Source organism: Parasphingorhabdus sp. NYA22 (genome assembly GCF_976973735.1).
On sequence record NZ_OZ333477.1, the window covers coordinates 1,787,210 to 1,807,263 of the forward strand.

The 20,054-nt window shown below is 58.5% G+C and carries 14 protein-coding genes; 10 read left to right on the forward strand and 4 right to left on the reverse strand.

What is annotated here, in order from left to right:
- Positions 1 to 43: 43 nt before the first annotated feature.
- Entirely contained in the window at positions 44 to 1,651 is a 1,608-nt protein-coding gene (locus ACWFTY_RS08620) for a long-chain fatty acid--CoA ligase (protein WP_447523831.1), read from the forward strand.
- Here ACWFTY_RS08620 and ACWFTY_RS08625 read toward each other — a convergent pair.
- Positions 1,648 to 2,745 carry a PA0069 family radical SAM protein gene (locus tag ACWFTY_RS08625; protein ID WP_447523832.1) on the reverse strand — a complete coding sequence of 366 codons (1,098 nt, stop codon included), beginning with the start codon at positions 2,743 to 2,745 and terminating at the stop codon, positions 1,648 to 1,650. The two genes, ACWFTY_RS08620 and ACWFTY_RS08625, sit on opposite strands and share 4 nt — an antisense overlap.
- 48 nt (positions 2,746 to 2,793) lie before the next feature.
- Positions 2,794 to 3,321, reverse strand: a complete 528-nt coding sequence (moaB, locus tag ACWFTY_RS08630) for a molybdenum cofactor biosynthesis protein B (protein ID WP_447523833.1) — start codon at positions 3,319 to 3,321, stop codon at positions 2,794 to 2,796.
- A 113-nt stretch (positions 3,322 to 3,434) separates the two neighbouring features.
- Here moaB and ACWFTY_RS08635 point away from each other — a divergent pair, with 113 nt between their 5' ends.
- From ACWFTY_RS08635 to trxA, 7 genes are all read left to right on the forward strand, one after another.
- On the forward strand, positions 3,435 to 5,786 hold the full coding sequence (locus ACWFTY_RS08635; protein WP_447523834.1) for an ATP-binding protein: 2,352 nt from the start codon (positions 3,435 to 3,437) through the stop codon (positions 5,784 to 5,786).
- Between the two features lie 4 nt (positions 5,787 to 5,790).
- Positions 5,791 to 6,237 (forward strand): tRNA (adenosine(37)-N6)-threonylcarbamoyltransferase complex ATPase subunit type 1 TsaE, encoded by a 447-nt coding sequence (tsaE, locus tag ACWFTY_RS08640; RefSeq protein ID WP_447523835.1) that lies wholly within the window; start codon positions 5,791 to 5,793, stop codon positions 6,235 to 6,237.
- On the forward strand, positions 6,234 to 7,220 hold the full coding sequence (locus ACWFTY_RS08645; RefSeq protein ID WP_447526868.1) for an aminoglycoside phosphotransferase family protein: 987 nt from the start codon (positions 6,234 to 6,236) through the stop codon (positions 7,218 to 7,220). The genes tsaE and ACWFTY_RS08645 overlap by 4 nt, the downstream gene beginning before the upstream one ends.
- Complete coding sequence (locus ACWFTY_RS08650; protein WP_447523836.1) at positions 7,217 to 7,933, forward strand: nucleotidyltransferase family protein; 717 nt, start codon at positions 7,217 to 7,219, stop codon at positions 7,931 to 7,933. The genes ACWFTY_RS08645 and ACWFTY_RS08650 overlap by 4 nt, the downstream gene beginning before the upstream one ends.
- On the forward strand, positions 7,926 to 10,925 hold the full coding sequence (gene addB / locus ACWFTY_RS08655) for a double-strand break repair protein AddB (RefSeq protein WP_447523837.1): 3,000 nt from the start codon (positions 7,926 to 7,928) through the stop codon (positions 10,923 to 10,925). The genes ACWFTY_RS08650 and addB overlap by 8 nt, the downstream gene beginning before the upstream one ends.
- Entirely contained in the window at positions 10,915 to 14,370 is a 3,456-nt protein-coding gene (gene addA / locus ACWFTY_RS08660; RefSeq protein ID WP_447523838.1) for a double-strand break repair helicase AddA, read from the forward strand. The genes addB and addA overlap by 11 nt, the downstream gene beginning before the upstream one ends.
- A gap of 75 nt (positions 14,371 to 14,445) precedes the next feature.
- The gene (gene trxA / locus ACWFTY_RS08665; RefSeq protein WP_447523839.1) at positions 14,446 to 14,772 is read left to right on the forward strand and encodes a thioredoxin TrxA; all 327 of its coding nucleotides are present in this window, start codon (positions 14,446 to 14,448) and stop codon (positions 14,770 to 14,772) included.
- On the opposite strand, the gene ACWFTY_RS08670 is transcribed toward trxA, so the two are convergent.
- The gene (locus tag ACWFTY_RS08670; RefSeq protein WP_447523840.1) at positions 14,769 to 15,575 is read right to left on the reverse strand and encodes an inositol monophosphatase family protein; all 807 of its coding nucleotides are present in this window, start codon (positions 15,573 to 15,575) and stop codon (positions 14,769 to 14,771) included. The genes trxA and ACWFTY_RS08670 overlap by 4 nt on opposite strands.
- Positions 15,576 to 15,579: 4 nt before the next feature.
- Entirely contained in the window at positions 15,580 to 16,809 is a 1,230-nt protein-coding gene (gene argJ / locus ACWFTY_RS08675) for a bifunctional glutamate N-acetyltransferase/amino-acid acetyltransferase ArgJ (RefSeq protein WP_447523841.1), read from the reverse strand.
- 59 nt (positions 16,810 to 16,868) lie between these two features.
- Between argJ and ACWFTY_RS08680 the strand changes: the two genes are divergently transcribed.
- Both ACWFTY_RS08680 and secA read left to right on the forward strand, forming a co-directional pair.
- Positions 16,869 to 17,195, forward strand: coding sequence for a hypothetical protein (locus tag ACWFTY_RS08680; RefSeq protein WP_447523842.1), 327 nt, complete (start codon positions 16,869 to 16,871; stop codon positions 17,193 to 17,195).
- A gap of 105 nt (positions 17,196 to 17,300) precedes the next feature.
- Positions 17,301 to 20,042, forward strand: a complete 2,742-nt coding sequence (secA, locus tag ACWFTY_RS08685; RefSeq protein WP_447523843.1) for a preprotein translocase subunit SecA — start codon at positions 17,301 to 17,303, stop codon at positions 20,040 to 20,042.
- The last annotated feature ends 12 nt before the right edge of the window (positions 20,043 to 20,054 follow it).

Sequence of the window (20,054 nt, forward strand, 5' to 3'; positions counted from 1 at the left end):
CATACCAGAAACCCGCCAAATATAACTAATGTGGAGAGTAAATATGGCCGGTGCAATGCAAGCGAGTTCGCTCAAGATCACCAATTTGATCGATCATGCCGCAAGAGAGCATGGCGACCGCGAGATTGTCAGCTACTGGGCAGATGGAAATGTCACGCGCAGCAACTGGGCCGAAATAGGGCTTGAATCGCGTAAATTCTCTCAGGCAATGCAGCGTCTCGGCATGAAGAAAGGCGACCGCATCGCCACGATCGCCATGAACCATGCCCATCATCTGGTCAGCTGGTACGGCTCTGCCGGTATCGGCGGGATCCTTCATACGGTTAATCCGCGCCTGTTCGAGGAACAGCTGGTCTATATCATCAACCATGCCGAAGACCGCGTGCTTTTGTTCGACAAGATGTTCGCTCCGATCGTGGAGTTGATCAAGCCACAGCTGAAAACGGTTGAACATTATATCCAGTTTGACGGCGAAAAAGGCGACTATCCGACTTTTCGCGAGCTTGTCGATGCCGAAGACGGGAATTTTGACTGGGTCGATGTCGATGAAAATGACCCGTGCGGGCTTTGCTATACCAGCGGCACCACCGGTAATCCAAAAGGCGTTCTCTACGAGCATCGCTCCAATGTCCTGCACGCGATCACCGAAGTACAACCGGATGTCATGGGACTGGCGACCCGATCGGTGATGCTGCCAGTGGTTCCGATGTTTCATGCCAACGCATGGGGATTGCCCTTTGCCTGCGCTGCGGTCGGCGCGAAAATGGTCTTTTCAGCCAGCAACGAAGCGCATGTCTTGTGGAAATTGATCCGCGAGGAAGGCGTCACCCATAGCGCTGGCGTACCAACGGTCTGGCTGTCGATGTTCGCCGATATGGATGAAAATGGCGGTGATTATGGCAAATTGGGCGTTGTCGTGATCGGCGGTTCCGCCTGTCCACGGTCGATGATCGAGCGCCTGATGAAAAACGGCATTCGCGTCGCCCATGCGTGGGGCATGACCGAGACCTCTCCGATCGGCACCGCCGGTTCGCTTCCGGCCAATTGGGATGAACTCAACTTCGACGAGCAGGTCGATGTCATCTGCAAGCAGGGCAGGCCGCCATTTGGCGTAGAGTTGCGCGTGATTGACGAAGAAGGCAATGTCGCGCCCCGCGACGGCAAAACCAGCGGCACGCTCGAAATTCGCGGGCCCTGGATCATCAAGCGCTATTATCGCGCGGATGAAGATGCCGTGGAAGATGACGGCTGGTTCGATACCGGTGATGTGTCGGTGCTGCATCCCGACGGCACGATGCAGATTACCGACCGGGCCAAGGATGTGATCAAGTCAGGCGGTGAATGGATCAGCTCGATCGAACTGGAAAACGCGGCTGTCGGCTGTGCCGGTGTCGCCGAAGCGGCAGCGGTCGGCGTCCATCACCCGAAATGGGACGAGCGGCCATTGCTGCTGGTTGTGCGCAAACCGGGCAGCGATGTGTCCGAAGCCGACATCCTCGAATATCTCGGCGACAAGGTCGCCAAATGGTGGCTGCCCGATGAAGTGAAATTCGTCGCTGAAGTGCCGCATACCGCCACCGGCAAAATCCTGAAACGGTCGCTGCGGGAAGAATATCGGGATTATAAGCTGAAGAGCCTGGCGGACGCCTAGAATAGTTCCATCTGGCTGCCCTTGACTATGGGGCGCCGGAACAGATCAGTTCTGAGCTTGAGTTTGGCCTTGTCCAGGCCGGCTTTGCGCGACGCAATGGCGATCCGGGTGCGGATCAGGTCCGCCCACGGGCCCTGACCACGCATCCGGCTGTGAAAGTCGGGATCGTTGCGCTTGCCGCCGCGGATCTGTCTGACGATACTCATCACCTTTGACCTGCGTTCGGGATAATGACTTTCCAGCCATTGTTCGAACAGGGGTGCCACTTCGTGCGGCAGCCGCATGGGGATGAAGGAGATGCTGGTAGCGCCGCAATCCGCGGCGGCAGCGACAATCGCTTCAATCTCGTGATCGGTGATGCCGGGGACGACCGGCGCGATATTGACGTGCACATAGATTCCGGCTTCGCTGAGTTTCCGCACCGCTTCGAGCCGCCGTGCGGGTGCCGGTGCCCGCGGCTCCAATAGGCGAGCGGTCCGGGGGTCGAGAGTGGTGACCGAAATCGTCACCGCCGTGAGCTGCTGAACCGCCAGTTGCACCAGCAGATCGATATCCTCGATCACGCGGTTGGATTTCGTGGTGATAACCACGGGATGGAGCGTTTCCAGCATCACTTCCAATATCTGCCGTGTGATCCCGTAGCATTTCTCGATCGGCTGGTACGGATCGGTATTGGTGCCGATGGCGAGACTGGCCGGCTGATAATTGGGCTTGGCAAATGTTTGACGGAGAAGTTCCGCGGCACTGGGTTTGGCGAACAGCTTGCTCTCGAAATCGAGCCCGGGCGATAGATCATGATAGGCGTGCGTAGGCCGGGCAAAGCAATAGACGCAGCCATGTTCGCAACCACGATAGGCGTTGATCGAGCGATCAAACGGCAGGTCGGGCGATGTGTTGTAATTGATGATCGATTTGGGAAATTCGACGGTGACGTCGGTCCTCAGCTTGGCGGCACTGTCCCCGATCCGCTCCTTTTCATCGAGCCAGTCGCCGTCAATCTCCCGATCCTGTAGATTGAATCGCTGTGACACCCCGTTGCTTGGCGCGCCTCTGCCCTTCTGGGTCAGATGAAATTCTGTGCTCTTGTCGACCATGTGCTCTTCATACTATGAGAACATAGTAAGAACAAATGGATTTAACCGCTATTTTTCAAGCAGTCGGGGAATCAGCTCGACAAAATTGCAGGGCCGGTGGCGACTGTCGAGCTGGGTGTCCAATATGCCGTCCCAGCCGTCTTTCACCGCGCCATTGGAACCGGGTAGGGCGAATATATAGGTTCCGCGCGCAACCACGGCGCACGCGCGGGACTGCACCGTCGACGTGCCTATCTTGGCGATGCTCAGATAGCGGAACAATTCGCCAAAGCCCGGAATGTCCTTGTCCTTGACCGCATTCAGCGCTTCCGGCGTTATATCGCGGCCGGTCAGGCCGGTGCCGCCGGTGGTGATGATAACATCGACCTGCTCGTCGTCAATCCACTGGTGGAGCTGAGCGACAAGAATGGATTTTTCGTCTCTCAGCAGGTTGCGATAGAATAATATATGGCCCTTATTCTTGATCCGCTCGGCCAATATCTCACCGGATGTGTCTTCTTTCGGCGTGCGCGTATCGGAAACGGTCAGCAACGCGATATTGATCGGTTTGAAGGTCCGGCTTTCGTCGATTGGCATGGCTGTTCTCCGCTTTGATGCGACACCGCAAATAGCTTAGTCTGCGGCGCATTTCCAAGTCATAAAGAATAGGGGTTTTCGTAGGTTAACTATCCGTCTAATCGGATTAGTCAATGTCCAACGTCCCTGATCTCACGGCTGTCATACTGGGCCTCATACTTGCTGTCTGGCTGGGCGCGGCTGCTTGGGCTATCTGGACCGGCCTGGCGATGAAGAACAAGGCTGAATCCACCCTCCGGCAATCCGGACGACTGGGGCGATTGCTGGAAACTTCGCCGGCCTTGCCATTGCTGGTGCGATCCGATGGCAAGCTGGAGGCATCACAAAGGCTGATGCACTGGCTCGGCTTCGATCACCTGCCAGCGCATATCTCGGAATTATACGAGGAATCGCGCGGCATGATCCGGCGGGATCTGGATGCGTTGATGCAGGATGTCAATCTCGCCCAGAAAACCGGAAGCAGCTTCGTTCGCGCGATAAAAGTGCGCGGTTCGGACAAGGCGCTGCTGATCCGCGGCGGACTGGCTGATCAGAAAATCGCGCCCAATGGCAGTGCTCTGCTATGGATTTTCGACGCGACCGACAGCGAAGGGGAGATCGCCAAGCTGCGCGACGAAAACGAAGCGGCGCGCGCGGCCTTTGATGCGCTTTCCGCCTTGATCGAGGCGGCGCCGGTTCCGATGTGGCACCGCTCGCCTGACTTGCGCCTGACCTTGGTCAACAGCGCCTATGTCGCCGCCGTTGATGCCGAAAATGGCGAACAGGTCATCGCCAATGGCGTCGAACTGGTCGAACCGGTCGACGGTTTCAGCCCGGTTGATGCGGCTGCCAGGGCAAGAGACAGAGGCGAGCCCTTTGAACGGGTTGTGGCGACCACGGTAGGCGGCGAACGGCGCATGACTCAGGTCGTCGACGTACCGCTCGGCAAGTCCGGCATTGCCGGTTATGCAATCGATATCCAGGAACTCGACGATGCGCGGCGGGAGCAGCGGCGGTTCGGTGAATCACAGCGCGACATGCTCGACAGGATTTCCGCCGGCGTGGCCCAGTTCGCCGCAGACAAATCGTTGAAATTCTGCAATCTCCCGTTCCAGCGGATTTTTTCCATGCGCCAGCAATGGATAGCGGAGCGACCGGAATTCCCGCGTGTGCTGGATCGTATGCGCGAAATGAACCGCATTCCGGAAGTCCGTGATTTCCCGGAATGGCGCGAGGAGCGAACCGGCTGGTTCCAGTCCGCCAAGGCGATGGAAGAAAATTGGCTGCTGGCCGACGGGACCCATCTCCGGGTGCTGGCCAATCCGACTCCGGACGGCGGGCTGCTGGTCATTTTCGAAGACCGCACCGAACAGGTCCAGCTTGCGAGCGCCCGCGATACCCTGCTCAGGGTCCGGACCGCAACCTTCGACAATCTGTTTGAATCCCTCGCGGTTTTTGCCGCCGACGGGAAGCTGAATATCTGGAACCATCAGTTTGCCAACAACTGGGGTCTCGAGGAAACCGATCTCGGCAAGCATCCCCGCGTGGATTCGCTGATGCAGAAAATGGCGGGTCAGTTGAAACATCCCGCCCGCATTTCGGAAGTGCGCGAAATGGTGCGCAGCGCAACGACCGAGCGCCAGCAAAGAGGCGGCCGGCTCAATTTTGCCGATGGACGACGGTTCGAATTTGCCGCGATTCCCTTGCCCGATGGCAATGCATTGTTCACGATGCTCGACATTTCGGACAGCTACCGGATCGAGCAGGCGCTGCGCGAACGCAACGAGGCTCTGGTCGAAGCGGATTCGATCAAGGGCAGTTTCCTGTCCAACATGAGTTACGAATTCCGGACGCCTCTCACCTCCATCGGCGGATTTGCGGAGCTTCTGGATCAGGGCATTGCCGGACCGCTGACCGATCAGGGCCATGAATATGTGCGCGCAATCCTGCAGTCGGTCAAACGGCTGGGGAACCAGATCGAAAATGTTCTCGACCTCAGCCAGAGCGAAGCCGGCGCGCTGCCGATCGCCAAGGAAAAGGTCAATCTGAAGAAGCTGATCGAGGATATCGCGGGTCATTTCGCCGACGATGCTTCTGGCAAGGCCATCGGGGTGGAACTGCAGCTGGACGAAAAGCTGGGTTCGGTGATGGCCGACAAGAAGCGGCTCACCCAGGCCATTTCGCAAATCGTCGACAATGCGATCAAATATACCGGTGAGGGCGGGCGGTTGCTCATTCATGGATCAGGAAATGTGAAGCAGGCCCTGATCCATATATCCGACAACGGCCCCGGCATGACCGCTGGCGACCAGTCCAAGGTATTCGACAGTTTCGCCCGATCGCGGGATCAGAAAGCCAATGAAAAATCGGGAGGCCTCGGGCTACCTTTGGCGCGCCAACTGGTCCGGGCCCATGGCGGTGATCTGACTCTGACCTCCGAACCGGGGCAGGGCACGCTGGTCACCCTGCATCTGCCGCGGCAATGATATCATGATGATATTGGATGACGAGCAAGCGACTCTGGATGTCGGACGAAAATTGGGCGCTCTGTTGCGTGCAGGCGACAAGATCGCGCTGCGGGGCACGTTGGGCGCGGGCAAGACCACATTGGCGAGAGGCATTTTGGAAGGGCTGGGATTTGGCGAGGAAGTGCCCAGCCCGACCTTCGCGATTGTCCAGCCCTATGAACCGCCCGAAACCAGAATCCCTGTCGCGCATGTCGATCTGTACCGAATCGAAGATGCCGAGGAAATTCCCGAACTGGGTCTGGAAGACGCGCTGATCGACGGCGCCATGATCGTCGAATGGCCAGACCGGATGCCGGACAGCTTCTGGACGGATGCGCTCAATATTGAACTGGAAATAACCGGCGAGGGCAATCGCCAGTTGACTTGGACAGCCGGGGACGCTTGGAAAGATCGATGGCCACTGACATGAAACCGCCAGCAGCAGCGGCAGAATTTTTGAAGCAGAACGGGTGGAATAATGCCCGGATTTCTCCAGTAGCGGGGGATGCGTCATTCCGCCGCTATTTCCGTGTTCAAGACGGCGATCGGAAGGCGATCCTGATGGATGCGCCGCCGCCGCATGAAGACCCGAAACCGTTTATCGCTATTGCCGAATATCTGACAGGCTCCGGCTTTGCGGCACCTGAGATTCTCGCGAGGAATCTGGACCAGGGTCTGGTCCTGCTGGAGGATTTTGGCGACCAGCGGATGCGCGAGCATCTCGACGTTCATCCGGAGGACGAGGACGCGATCTACCGTCGGGTGATCCATCTGCTTCGGGAATTGCACCAAGCACCTCCGGCAGCGCTGCCGGCTTATGACGAGGCGCAATATTTGCGCGAAGTGAATTTGCTGACCGAATATTATTGCCCGGCACAGCAGCTGGATGTTGACACAGAGGGGTTCGAAACGATCTGGCGGCGAATTCTTGCCCCGGTTATTGCGGCACAAAATCCACCGGTGACGGTGATGCGCGACTATCATGCCGAGAATATCATGCTGCTGGACGACGGCCGAATGGGCCTGTTGGACTTTCAGGACGCGCTGATGGGCCACCCTGCCTATGATCTGGTGTCGATGCTGCAGGACGCCCGCCGCGATGTGGCAGACGATCTGGAAGAGAATATGCTCGCATATTATCTGGCCGATCATGACGAGAAGGCCGCCGAAATATTCCGCAGCCATTATGCCATTCTCGGCGCGCAGCGAAACACCAAGATCATCGGCATTTTCACGCGTCTTTGTGTGCGCGATGGTAAGGAACGCTATCTCGATTTCCTGCCCAGAATGTGGCGCTTGCTGGAGAAGGATTTGCGTCATCCGGCGCTGGCACCCATTGCCGGATGGTTTGACGATAACATCCCGGATGAGGTGCGCAACCGCCCCATATCCGTCACGAAAGCCGCCCCATGACCAAGATCGAAACGGCGATGGTCATGGCGGCAGGGCTGGGTACCCGCATGCGGCCGCTTACCGATAATCGTCCAAAGCCTTTGGTTGAGGTGGCTGGCAAGGCTATGATCGACCATTGTTTCGAGAAGCTGGTCGAGGCGGGCATAGGCAAGGCTGTGGTCAACGTGCATTATTGCGCCGACATGATGGAAGCGCATCTCGCGGCTCTGGCATATCCGATCGATATCCGGGTGTCTGACGAGCGGGCGCAGCTGCTGGAAACGGGTGGCGGACTAGTGCAGGCCGAGCCCATGATCGCAGAAGATATTTTCTTCTGCATCAACAGCGACAATCTCTGGACCGATGGTCCGACGAACAGTTTGCACCAGTTATCAGAGCTATGGAATGAAGAGCGAATGGACGCGCTGCTCCTGTTGATACCAAGAGAAACTGCCCACAATTATCAGGGCGACGGCGATTTTCATCTCGACGGTAACAAGCGGATCTCGCGCAAGCTGCCGAGGCAAACCGCACCGCTGATCTATTCCGGTATCCAGCTGATTTCCAAACGACTGTTGCGTGATGCGCCGACAGGTGCATTTTCCACCAATATATTCTGGGAGCGGGCGATTGGCGAAGGGCGCCTGTTTGGGGCGGTGCACGAAGGTCAATGGTTCGAGGTTGGTTCACCGCAAGCGATAGCACCGACAGAAGCCGCGCTGGCGAATGTCTGACCGTCGCCGGCCATCCATCTACAATATTGCCGCGCACGGCGGCTTCGCCGATGCGCTGGCGCAGGGCCTGATTGACCGCTTTGCCAAGGATGCTTTCGGACTGGCCCGCGGCCTCGTCATATTGCCCAATAACCGCGCCCAGAGCGCGCTGCAGGAAGCTTTTGTCCGGCTGAGCGAGAACGGTCTGCTGTTGCCGCAGATGGCGGTGATCGGTGATCTCGATCTGGATGAATCCATCGGCGTGGCGCTCGATTCCGGGGAACTGGCGCTCGATATTCCAGCAGCCGTCGATCCGATGGATCGTTTGCTCACATTGGCGCAACTGATCCAGAAAGAAATCCGGCTGCGCGACGACGCCATATTGGCCAAGGACGCGCTGCGGCTGGCGCGCGAGTTCGCCAGCACGCTCGACCAGCTGAATGTCGAAGAAATTTCGCTATCCGACCTGATGAAGACGGAGCCGGAGAGCCTTGACCTGTCCAGCCACTGGCAGGATTCCTACCGCTTCTTCCTGATCATCGCCGAGAAATGGCAGCAGCAGCTGGAAAAATGGCAGCGGGTCGATCAGGCGGTGCGTCGCAACGCCCTGTTCGATCATATCGCCAAGAGCTGGAAGACATCGCCGCCCGACCATTTCGTTGTCGCGGCTGGCATCACCACCTCCGCTCCCGCCATTGCCCGCTTTCTCGAGACCATATCCTTCGTGCCACAGGGGCTGGTGGTTTTGCCCGACCTCGACCTGATCATGCCGGACGAGGAATGGGACTTGCTCGGCCCGTTCCAGCCCGACCCGGACAGTGGCTATGCAAAGCGCGCGCAGGAAACCCATCCGCAATATCATATGAAGTTGCTGCTCGACCGGATGTCGATTGCGCGCGGTGAAATCCTGCGCTGGCCGCGCACCGGCGAAAGCGGCGCGGCAGCCAAGCGCAGCCGGGCGCTGAGCAATGCATTCGCGATCCCGAAACTGACGGTGCGCTGGCAGACGCTGGAAAGCAGCGAACGCAGCCTCGCCGGGGTGCAGACGGTCGAAGCGCGCAACAGCGCCGAGGAAGCGCAGATCATTGCGCTGCTGGCGCGTGAGGCGCTGGAAGACCCGGACCAGCGGGTGGCGATTGTTACGCCGGACCGGTCTCTGGCAACGCGGATTTCGGCGCATCTGAAGCGCTGGGACATCCAGGTAGACGATACCGCCGGTCAGCCTTTGGCGAAACTGCCGGAGGGTGTGTTTTTCCTGAACCTGCTGGCAGCGACCGCCGACGGTTTCCCGCCGGCCGAATTTCTCGCTCTGCTCAAACATCCGCTGGTGCAGCGGGGGGAAGGGCGGCTGCAATGGCTCGACCATGTCCGCAAGCTCGACCTGTTGCTTCGCGGCCCGCGCCCGGCGCCAGGACTGGCGGGCATTGACGCGTTGTTGCGGACCGACAATCACCGGACGAAGAAATTGCGCGCAGCAATCACGCCATGGTGGCAATCGACCCGCACCATGTTCGAACCCATCGCGACGCTTTTTGCAGCACCGCTGGACTGGCCGAAACTTCTCGACCAGTTGCGGCAACTCGCCGAAAATTTGACCGATGGAGCTGTCTGGGCCGGACCGGGTGGGCGAGAACTCGCTGATCTATTGGCCAAGTTGCAAATCCGCGCTCAAATGGGACCAATCCGCATCAAGGCGAACGAGCTGCCCGGCTATTTCGAAACATTGATGGCCGATATTTCCGTGCGCCCGCCCTACGGAGGCCACCCGCGCATCGCGCTTTACGGCTTGCTGGAAGCACGGCTGCAACAGTCCGAACTGGTGATCTGTTGCGGCCTCAACGAAGGCAGCTGGCCGCAGGCGATAACGCCCGATCCGTGGCTGGCGCCGATGATCCGCAAATCGCTCGGCCTGCCTGCGCAGGAACGGCAAATCGGTCTGTCGGCTCATGATCTGGTCGGCGCGATGGGAGCAAAGAAAGTCATTCTCTCCCGCGCCCACCGCGATGATTCCGGTCCGGCCATTGCGTCTCGCTTCCTGCTCCGGCTAAAGGGCATGTGCGGTGACAATCTGAAGGAACATCCGGAGGCGCGCGCCTGGTTGTCCGCGATCGACCAGCCGGACAGTGAATCCCTGCCTTATGCGCGCCCCGCTCCCTTGCCGAGCAAAGAGCAGCGCCATATTCCGATTTCGGTGACCCAGGTCGACAGCCTGATCGCTGATCCTTATTCCTTTTACGCGAAAAAGATCATGGGCTTTGCCTCGCTCGACATGATCGATGCCGACCCGAGCGCGGCCTGGCGCGGGACGATCATCCACGACATTCTCGAACAATGGGCCAAGCAGGACAACTATGTACCGGCGGCGTTGCGCGAAAGAGCGCAGGCGTTCCTCAATGACCCCGGTCTCCACCCGCTGATGCGCAGTCTCTGGGCGCCGCGCTTGCTCGAAGGGTTGGACTGGATCGCTGCCACGCTGGCGGAGGGCCGCAAGAATGGCCGCGAACCGCTTGTCTCGGAAATTTACGGCAAGGCCGAGATCGCCGGTATCGAGCTGTCCGGCATCGCCGATCGTATCGATCGAATGCCCGATGGTGGTCTTGCGATTGTCGATTACAAGACCGGCGGCGCGCCGAGCAACAAGGCGGTGGCCGAAGGATATAATCTTCAGCTGGGCCTTCTCGCTGCCATCGCCGAACTGGGCGGCTTCAAGGATATTGAAGGGGAGGCGGTCGCCTTCGAATATTGGGCGCTGGCTAAAAAGGGCGGCACCGACGATTTCGGCTATGTCCGCTCACCGACAAAAGGGCGCGGCGACAATATCATCCCGGCGGACGCAATGGTCGACCACGCGGTGGCCCGGTTCAACGAGGCGGCCGATCAATATCTCAAGGGCACCGAGCCGATGACCGCCAAGCTACATCCGGAATATGCCCGCTATGCCGACTATGACCAGTTGATGCGGCTCGAAGAATGGTACGGTCGTGCACCGGCAGAAATGGCTGATGATGAGTAGCGAAAAGTCAAAAATCTTTCCGCTCAAGGACCGGCAGATCGATGCGGTCGAGCCGGAGACCAATATCTGGCTCAGCGCTTCAGCTGGTACCGGCAAAACCCAGGTCCTGACAGCGCGGGTGTTTCGCCTGCTGTTGACGGAAAAAGTCGATCCCGAGCATATTCTCTGCCTGACCTTCACCAAGGCGGGTGCCGCCGAAATGGCGGAACGGATTAACCGGCAGCTAGCCGCCTGGGTGCGGATGGACGATGTCAGACTGGCCAGCGACCTTGCTGCCATCGGCGCATCGACCGGACCGGAAACCAGAGACCGCGCGCGGACCTTATTTGCCCGCGTGCTTGACGCGCAAGGCGGCGGCCTCAGGATCATGACTATCCACGGTTTCTGCCAGTCACTGCTCGCCTCTTTCCCGGAAGAGGCCGGCATTGCCTCGATGTTCAAGCCGATCGAGGCCCGCGATCAGAAGATTTTGGCGCGTGAGGCTCTCGGCGATCTGTTGCTCGAGGAAGAGCAGGCAAAGCGTCCGCAGATCATCGAAGCGATCCAGCGTTTGAGCGTCCGTATGGGCGAAGAGGCGACCGAACAATTTCTTATGGCCTGCGCGGCCAAGGCCGATGCGATGGAAGGGCTGGCCTCTGGCATATTGCCTTTTGTCCGCGGGCTGCTCGGTCTGCCGATTGATGGCGATGCGCAATCGTGGCTGGCGGGTCGTTGTAGTGACGAAGCGATCGACCTCCGTTCGATCACCTTATTGCGCGATGCGATGGCGGAATCTGGTGGCAAGAAGGAGCAGGAACGGCAATTGGCGATCCGCCTCTGGCTGACGCTCAATCCGCAGGAGCGCGCTGCTGGCTTGGTCGATGTTCATCTGGCCTGGGCCACCAAGACTACAGGGGCGCCGCCAAAACCAACAAAAGGGTTGCTGAAAACTCTGCCGGACTATGATTTCATTGCCGGTTCGTTGTTTGAGTGGAGCAACGGCCTGCTCGAAAAAGCAGTCTTGTTCGAATATGCCGACCTGTTCGCAGGCGCGCTGGAAGCCGGACGCGCTTTCTACCATCGCTATGCTGATGCCAAGAGGTTGCACGGCGTTGTCGATTTTGACGATATGATCCGGATGACCGCCCGGCTCTTGCAGAAGAGCGATATGGCGGCGTGGATCCGCTACAAGCTCGACCAGCGCACCGACCATATATTGATCGACGAGGCGCAGGACACCAATGTCGCGCAATGGGATATCGTCCGGGCGCTCGCCGGCGAATTTTTTGCCGGCATGGGCGTGGAACCCGAGCGGCACCGGACACTGTTCACGGTGGGCGATTTCAAACAGGCGATCTTCGGTTTTCAGGGCACCAGTCCGCATAATTATGCCAATGCGCGAACCGAATTTTTTGCTCTGGCCGAAGCGTCGGAAAAGCCGTTTGGCGACCTGTCGCTGGACCGCAGCTTCCGCTCGACACCGCCGATTTTGCAGGTTGTCGATGCGACGCTGGAACAGCTGAGCCACGAGCAATTGGGCCTCGACCAGAAAATCCCGGAACATCGCAGCAATTATCTCGATGCAAGCGGCAGCGTCACCCTATGGAAGCCGATTGCCAACACGGGCGACGGTGATGACGAGGACGAGGAATCCTGGGCCAGCGAAGAAAAGCGGGTTTTTGCCCAGCAACTGGCACTGCAGATCAAGCAATGGCTGTCGCCGGAAAATCCGCTGTGGCTGGATCGGCAAAACCGGGCGCTGCAACCCAAGGATATATTGATATTGGTGAGCAAGCGCGACGAACTGAGCGCGCTGATCGTCGCTCGCCTGTTTGCCGAAAAGGTTCCGGTCGCCGGGATCGACCGTATCCGCCTAAACCAGCCGCTGGTGGTGCAGGATCTGCTCGCGGCCATCCGCTTCGTGCTGCAGCCGAATGACGATCTCAATCTCGCCAGCTTGCTGGTCTCGCCGCTGCTCGGCTGGACGCAAGAGGATCTGCTGGCTCGCGGCCATCGCGGCAAGACCAACGGCGAAAAAAGCCTCTGGGAATTTCTGCGCAGACAGGACGGCCTGGGCGAACAGATAAAACCGCTGATGCAATTGCTGGCGATGGCCGATTTCAACACGCCTTACCAATTTCTCGAGACGATCTTGTCCGGACCGATGCAGGGCAGGCGCAAATTGCTGTCCCGCCTCAGCCATGCGGCCGTGGACCCGCTCGACGAATTGCTGGCGACCGCCCTGGCCTTCGAGCGCGATCATATCCCGACCCTGCAGGGATTTCTCGACTGGTTCGACCGGGGCGATGTCGAAATCAAGCGCGAACAGGTCGAGGGCGGCAATGAAGTGCGCCTGATGACCGTCCATGGCGCAAAGGGATTGCAGTCACCGCTGGTTATATTGGCCAACGCAACCTTCGATCCGGCGAGCAAGAAAAGCGGCGGCTTCTCGATCAAACTGGGCGAGGGGACCGATCGCGAACTGGAATATCCGGTTGTCCCGGTTCGCAAGGCGGAGCGTGTCGGCATATTGGCCGAACATGCCGCTTATGCCGACAAGGTCGCGATGGAGGAACATTGGCGGCTGCTCTACGTCGCGATGACCCGGGCGGAAGAACATCTGGTTGTTGCCGGTGTTCTCGGACCAAGGGCGAAAGGCGAAGTACCGGAACTGAGCTGGTATGGCGCGATGGAACGCGGCCTGATCGCTCTGGGCTCAGACTGGCGCGAAGACCCGGACTGGTTCGCGGTTCGGGAATACCGGACGGAGAGCCAGAACAAGCCTACAATATCGTCTGCTAACGACGCTGGCAGCGATCAGGATAATGGCGCAGCGCCACCACCGGACTGGCTATTCCGGGCAGCACCGGAAGAATCACGCCCACCGCGACCTCTAACCCCCTCGCACCTCGGCCCCGATGATGCCAGCAATCCGCCACCGGACCTGATCATGCGCGACGCAGCCGAGCGCGGGATATTGCTGCACAGCCTGTTCCAGCGATTGCCGAATATCGAACCGGAACGCCGGATGGATGTCGCCGACCGTTGGCTGGAAAAGCAGAAGCAGATCGCCGACCCGGCCCGCCGTGCAGAGATTATCAAGACGGTATTGTCGGTCATGGACAATCCGATATGGTCGGCTTTGTTCGCACCGGAAAGTCTCGCGGAGGCACCAATCGCCGCAGTTGTCGGCGAGCATGTCATTTCCGGTACCGTGGACCGCTTGCTGATCACCGACGATCATATCTACGTTGTGGATTTCAAAACCGGCCGCAGGGTTCCGGACAATGCCGAACTGGCGCCGGTCTCCTATCTGCGGCAGATGGCCGCCTATGTTGCTGCGCTGGAAAAGATATTCCCGGATCGTCCGATCAAGGCGGGCCTGCTCTACTCGCATGGCCCGCAAATGCTGGAGCTATCTCCGGATTTGATCGACCGGCACAAGCCCGGCTTTGAGCCGATATGAAAATCCTTTCCGCTACCGCGCTTGAGCCGAGGCCCGACCATACCTAAATAGGTTCTGAACAATTGGAGATTCGTTATGGCTACCAAAGCAATTACCGACGCAAGTTTTGAAGGCGATGTCCTGAAAGCTGACGGCCCCGTGCTCGTCGATTTCTGGGCAGAATGGTGCGGTCCGTGCAAAATGATTGGCCCCGCGCTGGAAGAAATCAGCGATGAACTGGTCGGCAAGGTGACCATTGCCAAGCTCAACATTGATGACAGTCCGGATGCGCCCGCGAAATATGGCGTCCGCGGTATTCCGACCATGATCCTGTTTAACAACGGCGTTGCGGTTGAAACCAAGGTTGGCGCGGCTCCGAAAAGCCAGCTCAAGCAATGGCTCGAACAGTCGCTGACCGCTTAAGTCTTGAAAATATCCCCGAGCCGCTCGGCTGCTTCGTCCCAGAGTTTCGGTGACGAAGCGCCGAGTAGCCCTTTCCTGCGGTCGGCAGGGCGATAATCCGACCCATCCCAGCGCGCGCATTTTCCGCCGGCTTCGTTCAGAAATAACACGCCCGAGGCATGGTCCCAGGGCAGGGTGCGCTTGAATACCGACACATGATTGGTTCCCTGCACCAGCCGCGGATATTGCTCGGCGGCGCAGCGTGGAATATCGACAATCTCGTAATAAGGTTCGGCCGCGGCCAATAATCTGTCCCGCTCTTCGGCCGTCATGAACCCGGTCGCCAGCGCCGCAACCGGTCTTTCCGGATGATCTTCCGGAACCGAGACCCGTTCCCCATTCATAAACGCCCCGCCATTTTTATCGGCATGGCAGATGCGTCCGGTCAATGGGTCGTAGAGCCAGCCTGCCACGGTCTCATTCTGCTCGACCAAAGCAATCATAATCCCGAACGGCGGTCGTCCGGCGGCATAATTGCCCGTGCCGTCGATTGGATCGATGATCCAGACCACACCATCGGCCAGCTGGTCCACAACGGCCTCATCGGCGGCATAGGCTTCTTCGCCCACGATTTTTGATTCCGGCAGCAGATCTGCGAGCGCCCCGGCAATATATTCCTCGCTGAGCTTGTCTGCCACCGTCACCAGATCACCGGGTGTTTTCTCGTCAATCTGATCGGATTTCAGATTTTGATAATAAGGCATCACGATATCGCGCGACGCATTTTCGATTATGTCGACAACGGGCTGATAAAGTGCATGCACGGGTCTAGCTCCTATAGTCGGCGTTGATATCTATATAGCCGTGGGTCAGGTCGCAGGTCCAGACTGTTGCCTTACCGTTGCCAAGGCCGATATCGACGGCAATGTTGATCTCTTTGCCCTGCAAATGGGCCGCAACCGGCGCTTCATCATAATCCGGCACGACAAGGCCGTCGCGTGCCACGGTGACGCCACCAAAGCCGATCGACAGCCGGTCGCGATCTGCCGGTTCGCCCGCCTTGCCGACCGCCATGACCACACGACCCCAATTGGCGTCTTCTCCGGCAATGGCGGTCTTGACCAGCGGAGAATTGGCAATCGAGAGAGCAATGCGTTTCGCGCTGTCGTCGCTTTCCGCTCCCGACACCGCGATTTCGATAAATTTGGTCGCGCCTTCGCCGTCGCGGACGACAAGATGTGCCATCTGCATGCACAAATCGCTCAGGGCCGCCTGGAAGGCATAGGCGCCATCGTCGTCAAATGACTTCAGGGCAGGGGCATCATTCTGTCCGGTGGCAAAGGCGAGCACGGTATCGCTGGTCGATGTATCGCTGTCGACGGTGATGCAGTTGAAACTCCTGCCAGTTGCCGCGCTCAGCATTTCCTGCAGAAAACCGGCTTTCACCGTTGCATCGGTGAAAATATAGCCGAGCATCGTTGCCATGTCCGGGGCAATCATGCCCGAGCCCTTGATAATCCCGTTGAGATGGACCGTCTGGCCGCCAACAATAGCGCTCGTAGTCGCCATCTTCGGGAACGTATCGGTCGTCATGATCGTCGCCGCAGCTTCTTCCCAGCTGCAAGGCTCAGCTGCAAACACTGCTTTCAGGCCCGTTTCGGCCTTGTCCTGCGGCAGCGGCACGCCGATCACCCCGGTCGAGGATACGAATATTTCATGCTCCGCGCAGCCGAGATGGGCCGAGGCCAGCGACAATATTTTCTGCACCGCCGCCATGCCGCGCGCGCCGGTAAAGGCATTGGCATTGCCGGCGTTGACGACCAGTCCGCGCGCCTTGCCGCCCTTGAGCGCTTCCCGGCAATATTCGACTTCAGGCGAGGGACATTTGCTTTGGGTGAGTACGCCGGCAACCGACGTTCCGGCAGCCAGTTCCACAAAGGTCAGATCGCAGCGATCCCAATCCTTGTAGCGGGCGCGGGCAATGCGGGTGGTTACGCCCGCAATAACGGGTAAAACGGGAGATTGTGCTGGCGCCAGGGGCGAAAGTTTGTCCGACACTTAACTTGCCTTTATACAATGTTTTGATAGAACGCGCTGATATTGACGAGGCCTTGTCCATGAACGCATATTTTGCAAGTTTTATGTTGCTGCTATTCAACGCTGTCGGCCTGGCCGTGCCTGTGTCGGCTGCGGCTGCAGAACGCATCGTGCCGGAATTGGGCAGCGCTGCCAATCTGTCCGAAGCGGCAGTTGCCGATTCATCTTCGGTCATCGAAGCGGCAAGGTTTGCATTAGCGGACCGTCACTTGTGCGCGACGGTGGAAAGCTGCCTGTCAGCACCCCGCGTCATGGTCAAAACCGGCAACAAGACACTGGTCTGGGCCGTTGTCACGATACGCACCGAAGCGGGCGACAAGCTGGAGCATGAAGAAGGCGCGCCCTAGCGCCATTCCCGGTCTCGCCGATATTGAATGGCGAGCGACTCTCCCTAAATTCATCCTGTTCGCGGCCGTTTCCCGGCCGGCAAAATTTACAAATTGGAAAATGTCATGTTCGGCGGTTTAGCCAAATCCATCTTCGGGTCAGCCAATGACCGGTACGTCAAATCCATGCAAAAAGTGGTCGATGCGGTCAACGCATTCGAACCGCAGATCGAGCCGCTTTCGGACGAAGAGCTCGCGGCGAAAACAGTCCAGTTCAAGGAACGGGTCGCCGGCGGCGAAACGCTCGACGACATCTTGCCGGAAGCCTTTGCGGTCGTTCGCGAAGCGGCAAAGCGGACCCTCGGCCAGCGCCATTATGATGTGCAGCTGATCGGCGGCATCGTGCTGCATCGCGGCGAAATCGCCGAAATGCGCACCGGTGAAGGTAAAACTCTCGTCGCCACGCTCGCCTGTTATCTGAATGCGATTGACGGCAAGGGCGTGCACGTCGTCACCGTCAATGACTATCTCGCCCGCCGCGATGCGGAATGGATGAGCCAGGTCTATAATTTCCTCGGCCTGGAAGTCGGCGTGATCATCCCGAACCTCGGCGAGGACAAGCGCCGGGCGGCCTATGCAGCGGATATCACCTACGGCACCAACAATGAATTCGGCTTCGACTATCTGCGCGACAATATGAAGCACGAGCGCGCCCAGATGGTCCAGCGGCCTTTCAACTTTGCGATTGTCGATGAAGTCGACTCGATCCTGATCGACGAAGCGCGGACGCCTCTGATCATTTCAGGACCGACCGATGACAAGTCCGACCTCTATTTGCAGGTCAACGCGGTGGTCCAGAATATCACCGAAGAAGATTATGAAAAAGACGAGAAGTCGCGCAATATCTCGCTGACCGAAGAAGGCACGGAAAAGGCGGAGCGCCTGCTCGAGGAAGCCGGTCTGCTGGTTGGCGACAATCTCTATGATTTTGAAAATACCCAGGTCGTCCACCACCTCAATCAGGCGTTGATGGCCAATGTCATGCGCAAGCGCGACACCGACTATATCGTCAAGGACGGCAAGGTCATCATCATCGATGAATTTACCGGCCGGATGATGGACGGACGGCGCTGGTCCAACGGCCTGCACCAGGCGGTCGAAGCGAAAGAAGGCGTCCAGATCGAGCCGGAAAACCAGACCATGGCATCGATCACCTTCCAGAATTTCTTCCGCATGTATCCCAAATTGGGCGGCATGACCGGCACCGCGGAAACCGAAGCAGCGGAATTTTTCGAAATCTACAAGATGAACGTCGTCACCATCCCGACCAACAAGCCGGTGCTGCGGATTGACGAGAATGACGAGTTTTACAAGAATACGCTCGACAAATTTGCCGCCATTGCGAAAACCGTCAAGGAACATAGCGATAAGGGCCAGCCGGTATTGGTCGGCACCGTTTCGATCGAAAAATCCGAACTGCTCTCCGACTTCCTGAACAAGGAAGGCGTGAAGCATAATGTTCTCAACGCCCGATTCCACGAACAGGAAGCACTTATCGTAGCGCAGGCCGGTTCTCCCGGCGCGGTCACGATCGCGACGAACATGGCTGGTCGCGGCACCGATATCCAGCTCGGCGGCAATATCGATTTTAGGATCGAAGAAGAGCTTGGCGACATGGAAGAAGGGCCGGAAAGAGACAAGGCCATTGCCAAGATCGAGGAAGAAGTGCGGGCTCTGCGCGCGACGGTGAGAGAAGCGGGCGGCCTGTTCGTGCTCGGCACCGAACGGCACGAAAGCCGCCGGATCGATAACCAGCTGCGCGGCCGTTCCGGTCGTCAGGGCGATCCGGGACTGAGCCGCTTCTATCTCTGCCTCGAGGATGATCTGCTGCGCATCTTCGGCACCGAGACAATGTTCGCCAAGATGATGAACAAGAATCTCGAGGACGGCGAAGCAATCGGCGGCAAATGGTTGTCGAAAGCCATTGAAACCGCCCAGAAAAAGGTCGAGGCGCGCAACTATGAAGCGCGCAAGCAGGTCGTCGAATATGATGACGTGATGAACGATCAGCGCAAGGTGATCTACGAGCAGCGCTCGGAAATCATGGACGCGGAAACGGTCGGTGATGTTGTCGAGGATATGCGGCACGAAACGGTCAATGCGATTGTCGCCGACGCTTGCCCGCCGGGCAGCTACCCCGAGCAATGGGATATCCAAGGGCTGAAAACCCGCGTTCAGGACGTACTCAACCTCACGCCCGATTTCGACAGTTGGCTAACGGAAGACGCGGTCGAGCCGGAGCTGATCGAGACCCGGATCGCAGAAATGGCCGATGCCGACTTCGCTGCCAAAAAAGCACAAGTCGATGCTGAAAAGCCCGGCGTATGGGAAGATATCGAAAAATCGATCCTGCTAGAATTGCTCGACCATCACTGGAAAGAACATCTGGCCACGCTGGATGCGTTGCGTCAGGTGGTTTTCCTGCGCGCCTATGCCCAGAAGAAGCCGCTCGACGAATATAAGCAGGAAGCCTTCGGTCTGTTCGAACGGATGCTGGAAATCATCCGCGAAGGCGTGACGAAGACAATCGCGATCAGCGAGTTCAGCCAGCCGGAAGAACTTGTCGTACCCGATCTACCGGAACTGCCGGACTTCCTGACCACGCATATCGATCCGCTGACCGGCGAAGATAACAGCAATGATATCGATGGCGGCACATTGGGGACGGTCTCCACCGCCTTGCCGCCACGGCAATCGGGACAGATGGACAATCCGCAAGATGCCTTCGACGGCAGCAAGGTCAGTCGCAACGCGCCATGCCCCTGTGGTTCGGGCCGCAAATACAAGCATTGCCACGGCAAGTTTTGATCTGAAACGCCA